The organism is Desulfosporosinus meridiei DSM 13257 (assembly GCF_000231385.2).
Classification (GTDB): domain Bacteria; phylum Bacillota; class Desulfitobacteriia; order Desulfitobacteriales; family Desulfitobacteriaceae; genus Desulfosporosinus; species Desulfosporosinus meridiei.
The window spans coordinates 2,757,772-2,775,611 of the sequence record NC_018515.1 but is presented as its reverse complement, the minus strand read 5'-3'; the positions used below and the strand labels follow the sequence as shown (position 1 = coordinate 2,775,611).

General features: G+C 39.7%; 15 protein-coding genes. All 15 read left to right on the top strand.

The annotated features are described in order from the left end of the window. Positions 1-54: 54 nt before the first annotated feature. Positions 55-1,317 (top strand): tetratricopeptide repeat protein, encoded by a 1,263-nt coding sequence (locus DESMER_RS12690; RefSeq protein WP_014903459.1) that lies wholly within the window; start codon positions 55-57, stop codon positions 1,315-1,317. Positions 1,318-1,423: 106 nt separating this feature from the next. Continuing rightward, a complete protein-coding gene (locus DESMER_RS12685) occupies positions 1,424-1,951 on the top strand; it encodes a hypothetical protein (RefSeq protein ID WP_014903458.1) in 528 nt (175 codons plus the stop codon). 2 nt (positions 1,952-1,953) lie between these two features. Continuing rightward, positions 1,954-2,487 carry a cob(I)yrinic acid a,c-diamide adenosyltransferase gene (gene cobO, locus DESMER_RS12680; protein ID WP_014903457.1) on the top strand — a complete coding sequence of 178 codons (534 nt, stop codon included), beginning with the start codon at positions 1,954-1,956 and terminating at the stop codon, positions 2,485-2,487. A gap of 137 nt (positions 2,488-2,624) precedes the next feature. Next, complete coding sequence (locus DESMER_RS12675) at positions 2,625-4,526, top strand: PrkA family serine protein kinase (RefSeq protein ID WP_014903456.1); 1,902 nt, start codon at positions 2,625-2,627, stop codon at positions 4,524-4,526. A 17-nt stretch (positions 4,527-4,543) separates the two neighbouring features. Beyond that, positions 4,544-5,683 (top strand): sporulation protein YhbH, encoded by a 1,140-nt coding sequence (yhbH, locus tag DESMER_RS12670; protein WP_014903455.1) that lies wholly within the window; start codon positions 4,544-4,546, stop codon positions 5,681-5,683. Between the two features lie 60 nt (positions 5,684-5,743). Then, positions 5,744-7,216, top strand: a complete 1,473-nt coding sequence (locus DESMER_RS12665) for a SpoVR family protein (RefSeq protein WP_014903454.1) — start codon at positions 5,744-5,746, stop codon at positions 7,214-7,216. A 336-nt stretch (positions 7,217-7,552) separates the two neighbouring features. Continuing rightward, the gene (locus tag DESMER_RS12660) at positions 7,553-8,167 is read left to right on the top strand and encodes a DedA family protein (RefSeq protein WP_014903453.1); all 615 of its coding nucleotides are present in this window, start codon (positions 7,553-7,555) and stop codon (positions 8,165-8,167) included. A gap of 86 nt (positions 8,168-8,253) precedes the next feature. After that, positions 8,254-8,766 carry a peptidylprolyl isomerase gene (locus DESMER_RS12655; protein WP_014903452.1) on the top strand — a complete coding sequence of 171 codons (513 nt, stop codon included), beginning with the start codon at positions 8,254-8,256 and terminating at the stop codon, positions 8,764-8,766. A gap of 145 nt (positions 8,767-8,911) precedes the next feature. After that, positions 8,912-9,811 (top strand): selenium metabolism-associated LysR family transcriptional regulator, encoded by a 900-nt coding sequence (locus tag DESMER_RS12650; protein ID WP_014903451.1) that lies wholly within the window; start codon positions 8,912-8,914, stop codon positions 9,809-9,811. Positions 9,812-9,931: 120 nt separating this feature from the next. Continuing rightward, positions 9,932-10,915 (top strand): DnaA/Hda family protein, encoded by a 984-nt coding sequence (locus tag DESMER_RS12645; RefSeq protein WP_014903450.1) that lies wholly within the window; start codon positions 9,932-9,934, stop codon positions 10,913-10,915. Positions 10,916-10,968: 53 nt separating this feature from the next. After that, on the top strand, positions 10,969-11,937 hold the full coding sequence (pfkA, locus tag DESMER_RS12640; RefSeq protein WP_014903449.1) for a 6-phosphofructokinase: 969 nt from the start codon (positions 10,969-10,971) through the stop codon (positions 11,935-11,937). Positions 11,938-11,971: 34 nt separating this feature from the next. Then, positions 11,972-13,390 (top strand): glucose-6-phosphate isomerase, encoded by a 1,419-nt coding sequence (locus tag DESMER_RS12635; protein WP_014903448.1) that lies wholly within the window; start codon positions 11,972-11,974, stop codon positions 13,388-13,390. A 268-nt stretch (positions 13,391-13,658) separates the two neighbouring features. Next, entirely contained in the window at positions 13,659-15,302 is a 1,644-nt protein-coding gene (locus tag DESMER_RS12630; RefSeq protein WP_014903447.1) for a sensor domain-containing diguanylate cyclase, read from the top strand. 54 nt (positions 15,303-15,356) lie between these two features. Further along, a complete protein-coding gene (locus DESMER_RS12625) occupies positions 15,357-17,474 on the top strand; it encodes a cell division protein FtsA (protein WP_014903446.1) in 2,118 nt (705 codons plus the stop codon). A gap of 69 nt (positions 17,475-17,543) precedes the next feature. Continuing rightward, positions 17,544-17,744 carry a hypothetical protein gene (locus tag DESMER_RS12620; protein ID WP_014903445.1) on the top strand — a complete coding sequence of 67 codons (201 nt, stop codon included), beginning with the start codon at positions 17,544-17,546 and terminating at the stop codon, positions 17,742-17,744. Positions 17,745-17,840: the final 96 nt, after the last annotated feature.

Here is a 17,840-nt window from a genome sequence, read left to right as displayed (position 1 = left end):
TATGCCCAATAAATCAACTCGTGCATATGATGGAGCAGACACGGAGGGATTAATATGCACGATGGAGATTTATATATCTGGCGAAATCTTATGGAAGATGGAACTCAGTTTCTGGGAGATGAACAGTATCTAAAAGCGGAGAAATACTATATTCAGGGCTTACTAAAGGCGTACGAGTTATCCGTTCCGGAAATTGTGGCATTTACTCTAAGACTTCTGGCAACGGTAAGGGTGCGACTGGGAAATTACGAATTTGCCGAAGCGGGCTTTAAAGAAGCTCTGCGAATTTGTCAAGAGATTGAGAACGACAAAGGGATGGCTGAAGCCTGGGCGGGTTTAGCAAGTATATCCGTCAAAAAGAAGAGGCTTAAGGAAGCTGTTAAAGAGTATGAACAAGCAATTGCCGTTTACCCAAAATCATCCCCCCAGCTTAGGCTTGGGATGCTTTTTGCTGACCTAGGGCAAGTCTACACAGCTCTTGATGATTGGGCTCAAGCAAAGCAATCATATACTCAAGCTCTTAACCTCTGCCGTATACATGGATTCCCTAAGGGGGAAGCTGAATTGAATGTTCTTTCTGGTGAATTGTGCTTTCGTCTGGGCCAGAAAAACGAGGCTTTAGGATACTTGAAGCATGCCTGTCAACTTTTCGCTCAAATAGATGATATGGTCGCTTTAGCAACGACACTTCAGTATTTAGCCTTATTATATTTTGACCAAAATAAAATAATATTGGCTTTTGAAAGTCAACAAAGGGCAGTAGCCCTAAGTTTAAAGCATGATTCTAAGGAGGTTTTTAGTGAAGCTTGCTTTTTCTTAAGTAAAATCGAACAGAATTTAGAAAATTTTAAAGAAGCCCGCTATTATTTAGAATTATCGGTTCTCTTTTATCCAGAACAAACTATAGATCTGGCTTTGCGTTATCAAAGTTTGGGGAATCTACTTTTTCTTTTGATGGATTTTTCAAGATCCGAGTTGTACTATTTAAAAGCTCTAAATCTTTTTGAATTGTTCCAGGATGAACAACGTATTAGCGAAGTTCATGAGTCATTGGCTCTGATAAAAGAAATGCAAGAGCAAAAAGAAGGTTTTCCAGACTTTCAAAGTGAAAAAGACGACAGGAATAAATTGCATGGAGAATTTACTTTGGCTGCCTTGATATATTTGGCTGAGTTTTATGAAAAACGTTATAACTTCCGTGCTGCTTTGGAATGCTATTGGAAAGCTTTGAAAAGGGGGCGTGATACAGAGATTGAAACAGATTGGATAGAGTATAGAGTTCAGCAAGTATCAAAACGTCTGCGCAGTAAGAAGTAAAAAACAAGCCTGTTTCCATATTCTTATAAAACTAGCTTTATTATTCAATGAAATTCAGTTAGAATAGTAATAAATAGTTGCAAAGAGGACAGGGGGGATAATCAACATGCGTGAGGAAGATTTGATACTTCTGGAATGCTTAGAAGATGTGTATCACACCTTTGAAAAGGCCTTAAAGAAGGCTCATCAGGTTCGCTCGATTCATGTCCAAAAATTTGAACAGCTCCTTGTTGAGATAAGAAGCGAGAGGCGGATCTTTGAAGATATATCGATTCCGGCTCGACTTGTTGTTGAGCAACTCCTAGAGTCCCAATTTAAGGTAGGACAGGTTGCTATAGAAGCAGAGCGGCTAAAACAATCATTTGCCAGTGTTGCCTATGTCAAGGTCGAGGAATTCGGAATAATATCCACTAAAATCGGAGAGCTGGAAGTTTCGTGGAGAGATGGCAACTATTCCTATTATCTTTATCCTGACAAAGTAGAATTAAGAGCAACGGATGAGAAATCATCGATTAAGTTGTTTTTTTCCATATCGTTTAACCGTCAAACGTTGGAACGGTTTCCAGAAATTCTTATTTCTCCTAATGTTGTCTATATCCATCCTCAACTTGAAAAATGGATACGGAAGGTGTAAAAATGTCGAATCTATCTCAAGGGTTAGTCCAAATTTATACTGGAAATGGGAAAGGAAAGACTACAGCAGCTTTTGGCTTAGCGGTGCGGGCTGTCGGACATGGTTTTCAAGTTTTCATTTTGCAGTTTATGAAGGGGAACAACAGTTACGGGGAGTTAGAGGGAATTAAAAGGCTAAGTCCTGAATGTCAGCTCGAGCATTATGGAGGAGCTGGGTGGGTGCATAAAGGAGAAAATCTTGAAGAAAATATCCTTGAGGCTAAGAAGGCTTTCCAAAGAGCACAAGAAATAGTGAACTCTGGGGATTGGGATATTGTCATTCTAGATGAAATACTTAATGCAATATGGTTTGAGCTTATACCAGAAAAAGAAGTCGCTGAACTAATTGATAAGAAACCATCTAATATGGAACTGATCTTGACTGGAAGAAATGCTTCGCAGTTAATGATAGAAAAAGCGGACTTGGTAACTGAAATGGTGCCCTTAAAGCATCCGTATGAAAAGGGAATTAGATCTCGCCAAGGAATTGAATACTAAAAAAAAAACATCTCTACGGAGATGTTTTTTTAAATTAAGTATACACAAGGGTTCAATGACTTATATTCTTCGACAAAGCATATATATAAGTATTATCCCGACAAGTCTTGTTGATTGTTAGTGAAGGGAGGGCTACTATGGAAGTCATAAAATGGTTGCGTGAATATCGCGAAGTAGAGGCTGCACTGGCTTGGAGTGGTACATTTGCTGATTACTTGCAAATGGTCACAAAAAACCCAAAATTGGCCCTGCATGCCCATGCTCGAATCTATGAAATGATCAAAGCGGCCGGGGTTGAAACGATTGGGGATCAGAAAACGTATAAATTCTTTGACAAAGAGCTTTTTGGGCTGGATAAGACGTTAGAGAAGCTGATTGAGGAGTATTTTCATAGTGCAGCGAAGCGCTTAGATGTTCGTAAAAGGATTTTACTGTTAATGGGGCCTGTAAGCGGAGGAAAATCTACTATTGTCAGTCTATTAAAAAGAGGACTTGAAGAATACACGAGAACAGAGGAAGGAGCGGTCTATGCCATCGATGGGTGTCCCATGCATGAAGATCCCCTGCATTTGTTGCCAGTATCTTTACGTCAACAATTTGAAGATACCTACGGGATTCGTATCGAAGGAAATCTGTGCCCCGTTTGCCGCCTGCGTCTGGATGAAGAGTTTGCTGGGGAGGTCGAAGGTTTTCCAATAAAGAGGATTTTGTTTTCAGAGGAACAACGGGTAGGCGTAGGAACCTTTACTCCATCCGATCCTAAATCTCAAGATATTGCAGACTTGACTGGAAGTATTGACTTTTCATCAATCACAGAGTATGGTTCGGAATCAGATCCTCGTGCCTATCGATTCGATGGTGAGCTTAATAAGGCCAACAGAGGGCTTATGGAGTTCCAGGAAATGCTGAAGTCAGACGAGAAGTTTCTTTGGAATCTTTTAAGTCTTTCCCAAGAAGGAAATTTTAAAGCAGGTCGTTTTGCGTTGATTTCCGCGGACGAGTTGGTAATCGCGCATACGAACGAGAATGAATATCGTGCGTTTATTGGAAACAAGAAAAATGAAGCTCTACAATCACGGATCATTGTTATGCCAATTCCCTACAATCTTCGGGTGAGTGATGAAGTAAAAATTTATGAGAAACTAATTAGCCAAAGTGATATCAGAAATGTACATCTGGCACCACACAGTCTATGGGCCACGTCTGTCTTTAGTGTTCTTTCAAGGTTAAAACCTTCAAAGAAGCAGGGTATGGACTTGGTAAAGAAGTTGCGTATTTATGATGGTGAGAATGTTGAAGGATTTAACCAAAAAGATATTAAAGAACTGACTATGGAAGGGGAAGAACTGGCCGAGGGCATGAGCGGTGTAGATCCGCGTTATGTTATTAACCGAATATCCACTGCTTTAATTCGGGATGAGCATAAGTGTATTAATGCCTTAGATATTTTAAGAGCATTAAAAGATGGGTTATCTCAGCATACTTCGATAATGAAAGAAGATAAGGAAAATCTTTTGAATCTAATCGCTGTAGCACGGCGTGAATATGATGAAATGGCTAAAAAGGAAGTTCAGAAGGCTTTTGTATATGCATATGAAGAATCTGCTAAGTCACTTTTAAATAATTATCTGGATAATGTTGAAGCCTTCTGCAATTCTACAAAAATATACGATACCATTACCGGGGAAGAAATGGCACCTGATGAACAACTTATGCGCAGTATTGAAGAACAAATTGGCGTATCAGAAAATGCTAAGAAAACCTTTAGAGAAGAAATACTAATTCGCATTTCAATGTATGCCAGAAAAGGCAGAACCTTTGGGTACGAATCTCATGAGCGTCTGAAAGAAGCTATTGAAAAGAAATTATTTGCCGATCTTAAAGACATAGTGAAAATTACCACTTCAGTATCTCATCCTGATCAGGAACAGCTGAGGAGAATTAACAATGTTATGGATAGACTCGTTAAAGAACATGGATACTGTTCTATCTGTGCCAATGAGATTGTCAAATATGTTGGAGCCCTCCTTAACCGGTAGAGAGGATAGGGATTTGTATGGCGGATGACATTATTGTAAGCCGAGATGACTGGAGTTTGCATCGCAAAGGATATCTGGATCAATCAAGGCATAAGGAGAAAGTTGAAGAAGTCATTAAACAACAAATGGGAGATTTAATCGTCGATGAAAGCATAATTCTATCTGATGGAAAAAAGAACACAAAGATTCCCATGCGCTCATTAGAGGAATTTCGCTTTAGGTATGACTTTAATAAGCAAAACCACACCGGACAAGGCAGTAAAAAGATGGCTCCAGGAGATATCTTAGGACGGGAACAAGTTGCCGGCAAAGGAAAGGGTAAGGGCAGTGGGGCAGGTGAAGAACCAGGACAGGATATTTATGAAGCAGAGGTTACCTATGAAGATTTGGCAAATATATTATTTGAAGAATTAAGACTGCCTAATCTTGATGATAAGAAACGGCCGCTGATTGCTCATGATCGTCCGGAATTTAATGACGTACGTAAGAAAGGATTAATGGCAAATGTTGACAAAAAACGGACGTTACTTGAAAGTATTAAACGGCAGGCTTTTTCGAAAAAGATAGAAAAAGACAAACGCTTAAAGATTACTCCAGAAGATCTGCGGTTTAAGACTTGGGAGACTCGACCGAATTTTGAGACTAATGCAGTTATCTTAGCAATGATGGATACATCAGGATCAATGGGCCAGTTTGAAAAGTACATTTCCAGAACCTTCTTTTTTTGGATGGTGCGTTTTTTACGCTTAAAATATGAAAACGTCGAAATGCGTTTTCTGGCACATCATACTGAAGCAAAAGAAGTTACTGAGGAAGAGTTTTTTACTCGGGGTGAAAGCGGTGGTACTCGTTGCTCATCCGTCTATAAGTTTGCACTGGATTTAATTGAAAAGGATTATCCCCCAGCTCATTACAATATTTATCCGGTTCATTTTACGGATGGGGATAACATTGGTTCAGATAATTCTAGAGCATTGACTCTGATGAAGAACTTGGTTGAAGTAAGTCAGGTTGTCGGATATGGAGAGATCTTAAGAACCCATTATTCAAGTACACTTATGTCCACCCTAAAGCGTATATCAGACCCGAAGCTGCGTTTAGTAACGATTAGGGATCGTAACGAAGTATATGATGCACTTAAAACAGTTTTCTCTTAAGTAAGCTACGCTCAGGTAAAGTTGGTTTAGTCTAAATGACGGTATACGAGGGGGGGAGTCATGGACAGTGAGATGGTAGCCTTGAATATGGCAGCGCAAGAGATTGCACAAGTGGCCCGAGGTATGGGGCTTGATTTCTACCCGGTAAATTTTGAAATTGTTCCAGCGGAAGCATTGTATACATTTGGAGCATATGGGATGCCGGTTCGTTTTACTCATTGGAGTTTTGGCAAAGCCTTTTATAAAATGAAAATGCAGTATGATTTAAACCTGAGCCGAATCTATGAATTAGTCGTTAATACCAATCCAGCCTATGCCTTTTTGTTAGAGGGAAATCGATTCGTACAGAATAAACTTGTGATTGGGCACGTTTATGCTCATGTTGATTTCTTTAAGCATAATCATTATTTTTCAAGAACCCCTAAGGATATGGTTGAACGGATGAGCGCGCATGCCGAGAGAATCCACGACTATGAAATAAAGTATGGCAGAGAAAAAGTAGAGAAAATCATGGATGCAGTCTTGGCGATTCAAGAACACGTAGATTATCGAGCCCACATCGGCGCTCTACAAGAATCCGATAATCTAGGGAAGATTGACAGAATGAGCACGGCGCAGAACTTGAATTGTCAAAGTAAAGGGTGTAAAGGCAACTGTGGCGGAGGGGTTGTTAAAGTCCTAGGGAAAGGAGATTCTGTTAAGAAGACGAATAAGAAGGGTGTCGCGTCACCTTATGAAGATTTGTGGGAAGACATGTCAAGAGATGATGCTGATGTTGACCCACTACTGGAATATGAAGACTTACTGTTATACTTGATTAAATTTGCCCCAGGTCTTGAAGAATGGCAAAAGGATATTGTTAGTATTGTTCGAGAAGAATCACTCTATTTTTATCCGCAAATTGAGACTAAAATAATGAATGAAGGTTGGGCAACCTTCTGGCACGCAAGAATCATGCGAGAACTCAGTCTTACAGACGCTGAATCACTAGAATTTGCGTTAATGCATAGTCAGGTTGTCCAGCCTTCGCGCTTGGGCTTAAATCCTTACTACTTGGGAGTGAAGATTTGGGAACATTTAGCCGAAAAGAAATCTGCCTCTGAACTTTTTGAACTACGCGAGATTGAAAACGACCTTTCTTTCATTCGAAATCACCTTAGCAAAGAATTAGTCGAGGATCTGAATCTATTCAATTATCGTAAAGTCGGTGCTCATTGGCAGGTTACGGAAAACGAATGGGAGAAGGTTCGGGATAATCTAGTCAAGCAATTAGTTAACGGAGGGCATCCACGGATTGTTGTTATTGAACGAGATTTTGAAGGTAAAGGGGGGCTATTGCTAAAACACTGTCATGAAGGGGTAGATTTGGATATTATTTATCTCGAGAAAACTTTAGCATTAGTTCAATTTCTCTGGGGAAAATCAGTCGCCCTTGAAACAGTAGTCGATAACAAGAAATTCATCTATGAATCATCGAATGGGATGGTAAGCCGTCGTTTAGCAACAAAAAACGAAGAAAATGGCGGTAATTAGCTATAAATACGAGAAATTCAATCAAATGAAAACAGATGCTAGAAATAGCGTCTGTTTTTATTGATAAATAAAGGATTTTAATCACACAAGGTAGAATTTACTTTATATGCATACTCTTTGATTCGAGGAAAAAATTGTCTGAAGAAAGCATATGTTGTTCATGATAAGATTAGATGGCTAAGAGTTAAGGTATATGGTAAAATACCCACGGACATAAGTATTATTTAATTAGCCAATTTGTGATAAATGTCTTAAGCTAAATCAATCGTGACAGTATAGAATAAACTATGCCCTAAAATTTACCTAGGGTAATATAGTGGGGAAAGCAGGTAGGGCATGCAAGGGTTAGAACAGAATTTAATTGACATAATCTATCACTTTCGGTATATCGGTTTATTTGCTTTACTTACTTGTGGTCTGGTTGGGGTTCCTGTCCCAGACGAATTCCTGATGACTTTTAGTGGTTTTCAGACCTCTCTAGGAAGAATGGACTTTGGAAAAACACTTATGGTTGCTACCTTTGGAAGTTTTCTTGGTATGATTTTAAGTTATTGGATAGGAAGGAGATTAGGCATTCCCTTCTTACATAAAGTCGCTCCCTATCTTCATATCAATGAAAAGAAGATTGCTAGAGCTGAAGGATGGTTTCAGTGTTATGGTGATAGGCTTATCGTAATTGGCTACTTCTTTCCTGGATTTCGTCACTTTACAGCTTACTTCTCAGGGATGAGTAAGCTGAATTTTGGAAGGTATGTTGTCTTGGCTGCCACAGGGGCTTTTATCTGGTCTTTAACCTTTATCTCGTTAGGAAGAATTCTTGGCGTGCATTGGCAGAAGATCACTCATATCTTACACCATTACTTGGCAAGGAGCGGAATTGTATTAGCAATCATTGTATTCTTGATCTATCTCTATAGTCAAAAACGAGGGAGGACAAGTCGTACCAACTAAAATATTTTCCATACATTAGGGAAACTCTAAATCCGGTGGTATAATATACAATGGAAAATATCCAAAACATAAAGGAGGTCACTGGGGTGACAAACGAAACTCAAGATCAAGCAAAGGAAAACCCAATAGTAATCATCGAAATGGAAAACGACAACACGATTAAGATTGAACTTTATCCATCAATAGCGCCTGAAACTGTTGAAAACTTTATATCGCTTGTTTCTGAAGGCTTTTACGATGGACTAATTTTCCATCGATGTATACCAGGCTTTATGATTCAAGGGGGAGACCCTAATGGCACGGGAATGGGTGGAAGTAAAAAGACTATTCGTGGAGAGTTTACCGGTAATGGCTTTAAAAACGACTTGAGACATGATCGTGGCGTAATATCTATGGCTCGTACTTCAGCTCCAAATTCTGCAAGTTCTCAGTTCTTTATTGTTGTTAAGGCTTCAAGTCATCTAGATGGACAATATGCTTCTTTTGGAAAAGTGATTGAAGGTATGGAGGAAGTCGATCGTATTGTCAACGCCCCGAGAGATAGATCGGATAAACCTCTGGAAGATCAAAGGATGAAAAAAGTTACAATACAAGCTTAAGTATAAAGTAAATTGTTTTGAGTGATTCTATAGCATAAGAGGAGGGCTTGCCCTCTTCTTTCTATATCTAATTTGATCATAATTTACAGGCCAAGCTACCATACTAAGGTTTGTTGAATAAGTTCACTCAGGATAGAGGTGCAATATGTTAGATTTGATGCGGTTGTTTGGACAGGTAGTCGAAGAACAGAGTTTTACTGTTGTAGCGCGAAAATTAGGGATCAGCCAACCTGCTGTTTCTAACCAAATCAGAGCTTTTGAAGAAAAACTAGGGGTCAAGTTGCTTTATCGCAAAGGTAAGGGATTTGCTCTTACCCCCGAAGGAGAGACGGTATATCGTCATACCTTGCACATGCTTGCTGAATGGTCAGAGCTTATGCGGGAAATTGGAGATTCAGAAATACTGATGAGTGGAAAAGTACATATTGGGGCTTCACACATTCCAGGCGAATACTTACTGCCGGGATATTTATCTGAATTTCGAAAACTTTATCCAGAGATAAAATTCAAACTGTCTATTGGGGATAGCTTGGAGATGGCAGAAAAAGTACTTGCTCATGAAGTAGATTTCGCTGTAGTTGGGGCAATATTTGATACCGAAAAATTGACCTCCGAATTTTGGATGAAAGATGAATTGGGTTTTGTAGTATCTTGCCAACATCCTCTAAGTACTAGTGAATCCATTGACCTTGATTCCATAAAAGGGGATCCTATGATAATTCGTGAGACAGGATCGGGACATCGTCGAACATTTGAAGAAGCTCTAGCTAAACTCGATTTAGATCTCAATGACTTTAATATTGCCTTAGAAGTTGGAAGTACAGAAACTGTTAAAAATGCAGTTCGTTCGGGTATAGGCTATTCATTTCTTTCAAAACATGCACTCGAGTCCTGCGAAAAACAAGGGATTAAGTGGGCGAAGGTTAAAGACTTTAATATTGAACGTGGCTTTTATCTTTTAACCCGTCGCAGTAAACCCTTAACAGTTATTGCTGGTGAATGCTATAGATATTTAGCGGATCAGAAGACCGATAAGGAGCAATAAATCCATTAAATATTTAAAGTCCACATTTGTTTGAGAAAAGGTATTTTTGTATTTGTGTTAAAAGATTACAATAACTACTAATTTTATATTATGTCAATCATTAATAAAGGAGAGGCTAGCTTGAACTGGTTTGTAAGAGATTTTAACATTCGAGCCTGCCGTTTAGCAAAAAAATTTCAATTCGAGAATGCTCCTAATGTAACATTGATTTATGGACCACGAGGGGTTGGGAAATCTGCTCTGCTCCAATACCTCTACAAAAAAAACCAATCCGAAAATGGGCTGGTAATCACCGATGCTTTAGCCTTTGCACGTCAATATGCCTACGCAGCTCAGGAAAGAAATCTCAACCAATTTCGTGAGAGGTATCGTTCAACTCGTCTGTTGCTGATTGATGACCTTCAATGTCTGGCTGGAAAAGCCAAAACAATAGAAGAGTTACATTATACCTACGAGTATATCAATAATAATGGCGGCAAGTTGGTAATTACGTGTGAAGCTGATCGACTAGATTTGGGGTTTTTAGGTGAGCGGCTGGCTTCGCGTCTATTAAGTGGTGTCGCTATTCCTATAGAGCGTCCTCAAGAATTTGAATTGGAAGCCTTTTTAGAAGAATATGTCCATCAAAAACGTCTTTTCGTAGCTAAATCCGTATTATGCATGATCTCTAAGAGAATCGATAATTTAGCAGACGCTGTTAAGACGATTGGGGATTACATAAAATTTGCCGAACTTCATGAAGATGAATTAAGTCTTGCTTGTTTTCAAGCTTACTGGTACGAAAAAGAACGCAAAATGCTTAAGGCCCCTGATCCAATCAACATTATTAGAAATGTAGCTCAAACTATGGGAGTTTCCGTTGAGGACTTACAGAGTGCAAGTCGTAAAAAAAATGTTAATGAAGTTAGAGAAATGGCTATTTATGCAATACGAAGCCTTTGCCATATTTCTTTCCCGGCTATAGCTAGCTATTTTAACCGTAATCATAATAGCATTATCTTGTCGTACCAAAAGATGCAGGACAAGCTAGTTAAAGATAAAGAATTAATTAGAATTTATCAGTCAGTACTAAATTGTTTTGATCATGAAGAAACTATAGAGTAGCGTGTTTGACTAAAAAGCAACATTAAAGAAAAATAATAGAAAGAGGTGATTCAATGTCAAGAGATATTAAACGTATAGGGGTACTAACGAGTGGAGGGGATGCTCCTGGTATGAATGCTGCCCTTCGGGCCGTTGTCAGAAAAGGGATTTTTCATGGTCTAAGGGTGTATGGAATTAGTCGAGGGTACGAAGGGTTAATCCATGGAGAACTCACAGAAATGAGCTTAGGTTCTGTAGCAGATATTGTTCTGCGCGGCGGAACCATCCTGAAAACAGCTCGCTCGGCAGAAATGATGACTCCTGAAGGCCAACAAAAGGCCTTAGAGCAGTTACATAAGCATGAAATTGATGCTTTAGTGGTCATTGGTGGAGATGGTTCGTTTAGAGGAGCCCAAACCTTGGCGAAAGGAATTCAAATAGTTGGTATACCTGGAACTATCGACAATGACATCCCGGGGACAGATCTAACCATAGGTTTTGATACGGCAGTTAATACAGTTATCGATGCTGTTGGTAAAATTAGAGATACCGCGACCTCCCATGAAAGGACGTTTGTTGTTGAAGTTATGGGCAGGCACTGTGGAAATATTGCTCTTCAGGCAGGAATAGCTTGTGGTGCTGAGTCAATTTTAGTACCTGAAATACCCTTTGATTTCGATGAGATATGTGAAAAGTTGAAACGGGGTCATCAGCGTGGGAAAAATCACAGTATTATCATTGTTTCTGAGGGGGCAGGAAGCGCCTATAAAATTGGCGAGGAATTACACTCTCGTTCAGGCTTTGATACTAGGATTACTATTTTGGGACATCTTCAACGTGGCGGCAACCCAAGTGCTTTAGATGCTGTGATTGCAGCAGCCATGGGAGGAAAAGCTGTTGAAATTATTATGTCTAAGGAGACCAATAAAATGACTGCATATGTCAATCAGAATGTGGTTTCTATCCCTCTCGATGTTGCCTACGGCGAGATGCCACCCTTTAACAGAGAACTTTATGATTTAGCAAATCAGCTTTCAATTTAGCCAGGAAGTCCATACGCGGAGATGAGGTGAGTGAATGGGTAATCAAGGTCAGTTAGGATTACAGATAGACTATACTGGGATGATGAAGGGTCCACAAAACCCCGATGGATTTAGGAATGAAGAGTTGCTGGGTCTTCAAACCAAGCTAGACCAAGCTAAGACTTCCCTTGAAATACGCTGGGAGGCTGGCCAGCTAGATTTTACCAAGCTTTTGATTTCTATAAAGGAACAGGTTCCGGAAATAATTAAGTATGCTGACACTGTTGCTACCCGGTTTGATAACTTTGTCGTGTTAGGAATCGGGGGGTCAGCCCTGGGCCCCTTAGCAGTTCATCAAGCCTTAAACCACTACTACTACAATGAACTTCCTCCAGAAAAGCGCGGGCATCGGCCCCGCTTATATGTTGTAGACAATATCGACCCGGTTCGTTTTAATGAGCTGATGGAGATACTTGATCCAAAGAAAACCCTATTTAATGTGATTTCCAAATCGGGTAACACGTCAGAAACCATGGCGCAGTTTCTCATTGTTCGTGATATATTACGTAGAGAGTGTGGAAACAGCTATCCAGAGCATATTGTTGTCACCACGGATAAAGAAAAAGGAAATCTTTTGCCTATTGCCCTTGTAGAAGGCTTTCAGCGCTTTGTTATACCTGCGGGGATAGGAGGCCGATTTTCTGAACTAACTCCGGTAGGCTTGCTGGCAGCGGCGGTATGCGGCATTGATATTGATCAGCTTATGGATGGTGCCCTAAGCATGGATCATTGGATCTGGGAATCTAAAGGGGTACTTGCTAACCCAGCACAATTACGGGCAGGATTAGCCTACTTATCTTGGCAAAAGGGAAAGAATATTTCTGTGTTTATGCCCTATGCAGATGGCTTAAAAACCATGGCAGATTGGTACGCCCAATTATGGGCTGAAAGCCTGGGGAAACGTTACGATCTTCAAGGGCGAGAGGTATTCGTAGGTCAGACTCCTGTTAAAGCCCTTGGCGTGACTGATCAGCATTCCCAAGTACAGCTCTATGTAGAGGGGCCGGATGACAAAGTCCTTACCTTTGTAACAGTTGAAAGATTCAAAGAAAGCCGAATAATTCCATTGGATTCAGGGTTGCCCGAGGATATTCACTTTTTAGGGGGACGCACCTTAGAAGAGTTGTTATTTGCAGAACAAAAAGCGACTGAATATGCACTCACCCTTGCTAATCGACAACACCAAAAGATTATTCTTTCCAGCTTGGATGAGTATAATATTGGTCAACTTTTACTGCTCTTAGAGTGGGAAACAGCCTACATGGGAGAGTTGCTTAATATAAACGCATACGATCAACCAGGAGTTGAAGAAGGCAAAAACGGAACCTACGCTTTAATGGGGCGTAAGGGCTACGAAAAGAAAAAGCTTGAAATTGAGGAGTATGGGAAAACTCAGTATCGGTTAAATGAATGACATTAAGTTAGATGGCGTTCAAAACTAAATCACAAGAAAACCCTGAGCAGATGGTTACTCAGGGTTTTACTTGTGATTTGGTTTTCATTATAGAAATATCAAGAAATATTGAGAAATATCATAGAGATTATAATTATTATATGATATGATTTCGCAGTCAAATATTATTAAGTTGCCCTGAAACCTTTATTTATCATCGAAGTAATTGGTGAGTTAATGAAATTAAATTATGATAGAGGTTAAATCTACCTTCAAGGAGGAAACTTCTATGGATTCTTCTCTGAACTTTATTTATAAAAGTAAATTATTTAAACAGTTAATAGGTATAATAGTAATTTTGATTATTCTTGCTATAGGGATACCTGGAGCTTTTACTTTATTCTATATGACTCCCCATTTAGTAAAAGAGAGATACCACCAAGTAATGCTAAATGATGTTGACTTTTTAGCAGCTAGGCTTGACTGGAACCTAAAGAAAAGCCTTAACGATGTAGATTATTTATCCCGAAAAATTGGGCTATCTACCCCTCAGAGATTAAAAGAAGCCGGAGAGGCAATCGAGATATTTGTAAAAGGCAGCTCGATTTTTACAGGTGGGGCCTTGACAGATTTACAAGGGATAGTGCAACTTTTTTATACATCACCTCAAGGCCTGGTTGAATTAAGACAAACGAGTAATATAAGTTATCGCGATTACATTCAGGCACCTTTGAAAACTAATCGAATCTATTTATCGGATGTAGTTCTAACAAAAACAAGCGATGCTTCTCCTGTGATCTTTGTCAGTAATGTAGTGATAGAAGGTGGTCAAACATCTGGAGTTCTAGCCATGAGCATTAATCTATGGAACAGTAACAATATTTTTAATTCATTATTTCAAGGCTTTCAGAACAATAAACAAGGTAATCTATATGTTGTTGATGGACACGGGACAATAGTTTACCATAAAGATAAGGAAATGGTGGGTAAAACAGTTGCTGAACGAGAAATCCTATCCTACATTTACGCACAAAAGGAGGGAATTGTCGATTCTATTTCAACAAAAATCGGAGATGTGTGTGTAGCCTTTGGCAAACTAGATACCAATAATTGGGTAGTTGTTTATGAAATCCCCCATAAGGATATCTATGCCATGAGCAGAGTTAATATGGATATGACAATTGGTACAATGCTACTGGTTATAGCTTTAGGCTTATTAGTCAGCGTAATATTTGCTCAACTAATTATTAAGCCCCTAGAAGAAATTACCCTTGCCACAGAGCAGGTAGCGGCGGGAGATTTGAATCGTCAGATTAACTTTAAAGGACATCCTGATTTCCAACGAGTCATCCAAAATTTTAATATTATGACCTCAAATTTAAAAGTTCAGTATAAAGAACTGGAAAAGTTATCTTTAAAAGACTACTTGACAGGTTTGGCGAACCGGCGGTATTTTGAGCAACAATTCAACCTTGAATTAGATCGAGCTTGCCGATTAGAACATCCTTCTACATTGTTAATGCTAGATGTGGACAATTTTAAAATCATTAATGATAAATTCGGTCATTTAGAAGGGGACAAAGCTCTGAAAGCTTTAGCCAAAGTGCTGAGAGATTCAGTTAGAGAAATGGATTTACCCGTTAGGTTCGGAGGGGAAGAATTCTTAGTCATGCTCCCGGAAACGTCTCTGGAAAGAGGAAGGATTGTGGCTGAAAAGATTCGAGAAAGAATTAGTGAAATTAAAATAATCAGTAGAAAAGGGAACATTATGTTTACTGTGAGCATTGGTATGACGAGTACTGAACAGCTTGAAGGGTTTGATGGTTCCAGTTTAGAATCAGCAGGTCTTAGCTTGCTGAAGCAAGCTGATGAGGCATTATATCTGGCTAAAAGTAAGGGGAAGAATCGAGTTGAGACTTATCAGCTTTCATAGCGAGCAGGATTTTGTTCTAATAAGGGCGAATTTACGGATAGAGAGGTGATACAATTGGAACCGATTTTTGCGCTGGATATTGGAACCCGAATGGTTATGGGACTTGTAATGATAAAGAATGAAGATCAAACTTATGAGATATTAGCAAGTGCTCAAACTGAACACCGTCAACGAGCCATGTATGATGGACAAGTCCATGATGTGGATGAAGTTGCGAGGGCAGTTGACAAGGTTAAAACACAATTAGAAAAAAAGATAGATACCAAGTTGAAACAGGTTGCTGTAGCTGCTGCCGGTCGTGCTCTTAGGACAGAAGTTGCTGTAGTTGAACAAAAGGAACTCTTGCCGGTGCGCTGGGAGAGAGAGAAAGTATTAGCTTTAGAAATTGAAGCTGTTCATCAAGCTCTGCGTCAGCTCCAGTCGTCCGCTAATGAAGAATTACAAAGCTATCACTGTGTAGGGTATAATACGATTGCCAGATGGAATGAGGGAGAGGAAATAGCGAACCTAGTCGGACAGCGGGGGAGAGTTGCGAAGGTATCGGTAATTGCGACTTTCTTACCTCGGACCGTCGTCGATGGTTTGGTGGCAGTGCTGGGAAGAGTTGGTCTGGAAATGACGAGTTTGACGTTAGAACCGATTGCAGCTGGTCAGGCAGCTATCCCCCCGAATATGAGACGTCTTAATCTAGCCTTAGTGGATGTGGGGGCAGGAACTGCTGATATTGCGCTGACTCGAAGTGGTTCCTTTTTCGCCTATGGGATGGTTCCCATGGCCGGGGATGAGGTCACTGAGGAGATCTGTACCCAATATCTGTTAGATTTCAAAGTTGGAGAAAAGGTCAAACGAGAACTGCAGAAGAAAAAACAACTAAGTTTTACGGATTTTTTGGGAGCTAAAGTCGTTGTAGGACAGTCCGACATCTTGGAAATTATTAAGCCAGTGGTTGTAAGACTTGCCGAAAATATTTCCAATGAGATTTTAAAGTTAAATAACGGTGTCCCCCACGCCATTATTCTTATTGGGGGCGGAAGTTTAACCCCTTTACTCAGTGAACTGTTGGCAGAGACTTTAGGAATTCCTCAGAATCGAGTTGGGATTCAAGTTAGGGACAGATTAGCTGGAATTAGTGGTGAGAAAACTTTAAAGGGGCCGGAAACCATTACGCCCATTGGAATTGGAATTGCAGCGTTGGAAGGGAATGGGCTTCAATATTATACGGTCTCAGTAAATGGGACATCAGTCCCTATTTTTGCCTTGCAATTAGCAACGGTAGCCGAAGCCTTGTTAGCTGCTGGAATACAGCCGCGTTCATTTTTAGGGAAGCCGGGGGCAGCCTTGACCTTTGAACTAAATGGCGAAATGCAGGTTATAAGAGGAACCCTAGGGAGTCCTGCTCAGTTATTAGTGAACGGAAAACCCAGTAAGCTCGATCAATCTTTAAATGCTCGAGATGAGATTATCTTTACCCCTGGTGAATCCGGAAAAGATGCTCAGATTTGTTTTAAAGATGTCTTGCCGTTATATGTTACAAAATGGATTTTGTGGAATGGGCAAAGTGAGAAGTATGTCCCGCAAATCTTTGTTGATGATCAGTTAGTGTGTGAAACAGATCAAATTCGAGATGGGTACAAAGTAGCCTATCTAAATAATAATGATTTGGATAATTTGCTCCAGCAAAAGAAATATAATATAAATCAAAAAGAAGCCATTGAGATAACGGTTAATGGAGAACTGCTTAGATTTGAACTTGACCGCCAGGTCTGGGTAAATAATTGCTTGGCAGAGGGTAACAGACCTATACAGGATGGAGATTCGATAGAGACTCGACTGAAGGAGCTTACAGTAGGAGATCTGAAGCTTAAGCCCCAGCCAATGGTCTTCCACATCAACGAGGAAGAAGTGGAATATCCTATTCAAGAAATTATTATCACATCACAGGGGCAGCCTGTTTCAGAATCTGAGCTGCTTAGAGATGGTACGGAGCTAAGAGTTAGTGGATATAAACAAAAACCAATATTATCAGAGCTATTGCCCTATGTTAAGTTCCCTGATAAAGTGCATACAGGTGAAACTTTAACCCTTACGGTTAATGGGCAGCCGGCAGAGTTTACAACAGTTTTACATCCAGGTGATCGCTTGAAGGTAAATTGGGAAAAAGTTAATAATTAACAAAAAGGCCTGAAAAATAACTTGACAATATCGCTGTAGGACATAAAATGAGTATGGAGGTGTTGTGAAATGTTATTTTATTGGTTAGTTGCACTCATAGTATTTGCTGCATTAGTAATTACATTATATTCCGATGCTGGGTCGGCTAAGAAAAAACATTCAGATTATTTCCAAAGGGTTCAGAAACCAGCTGGGAAAGCTGAACGTGATGCCGTGATACCTAATCCCAATAAATATGATCCTTTTTACACAAAACTAAATAGTTTGTAATTATTTAAAGACAGACTTTAAAACATTAAGTCTGTCTCTTTCTTTTGAGGGGTTATCGTGAAACTTGAGATAACATCTCCTAGGAGCTATAATGGA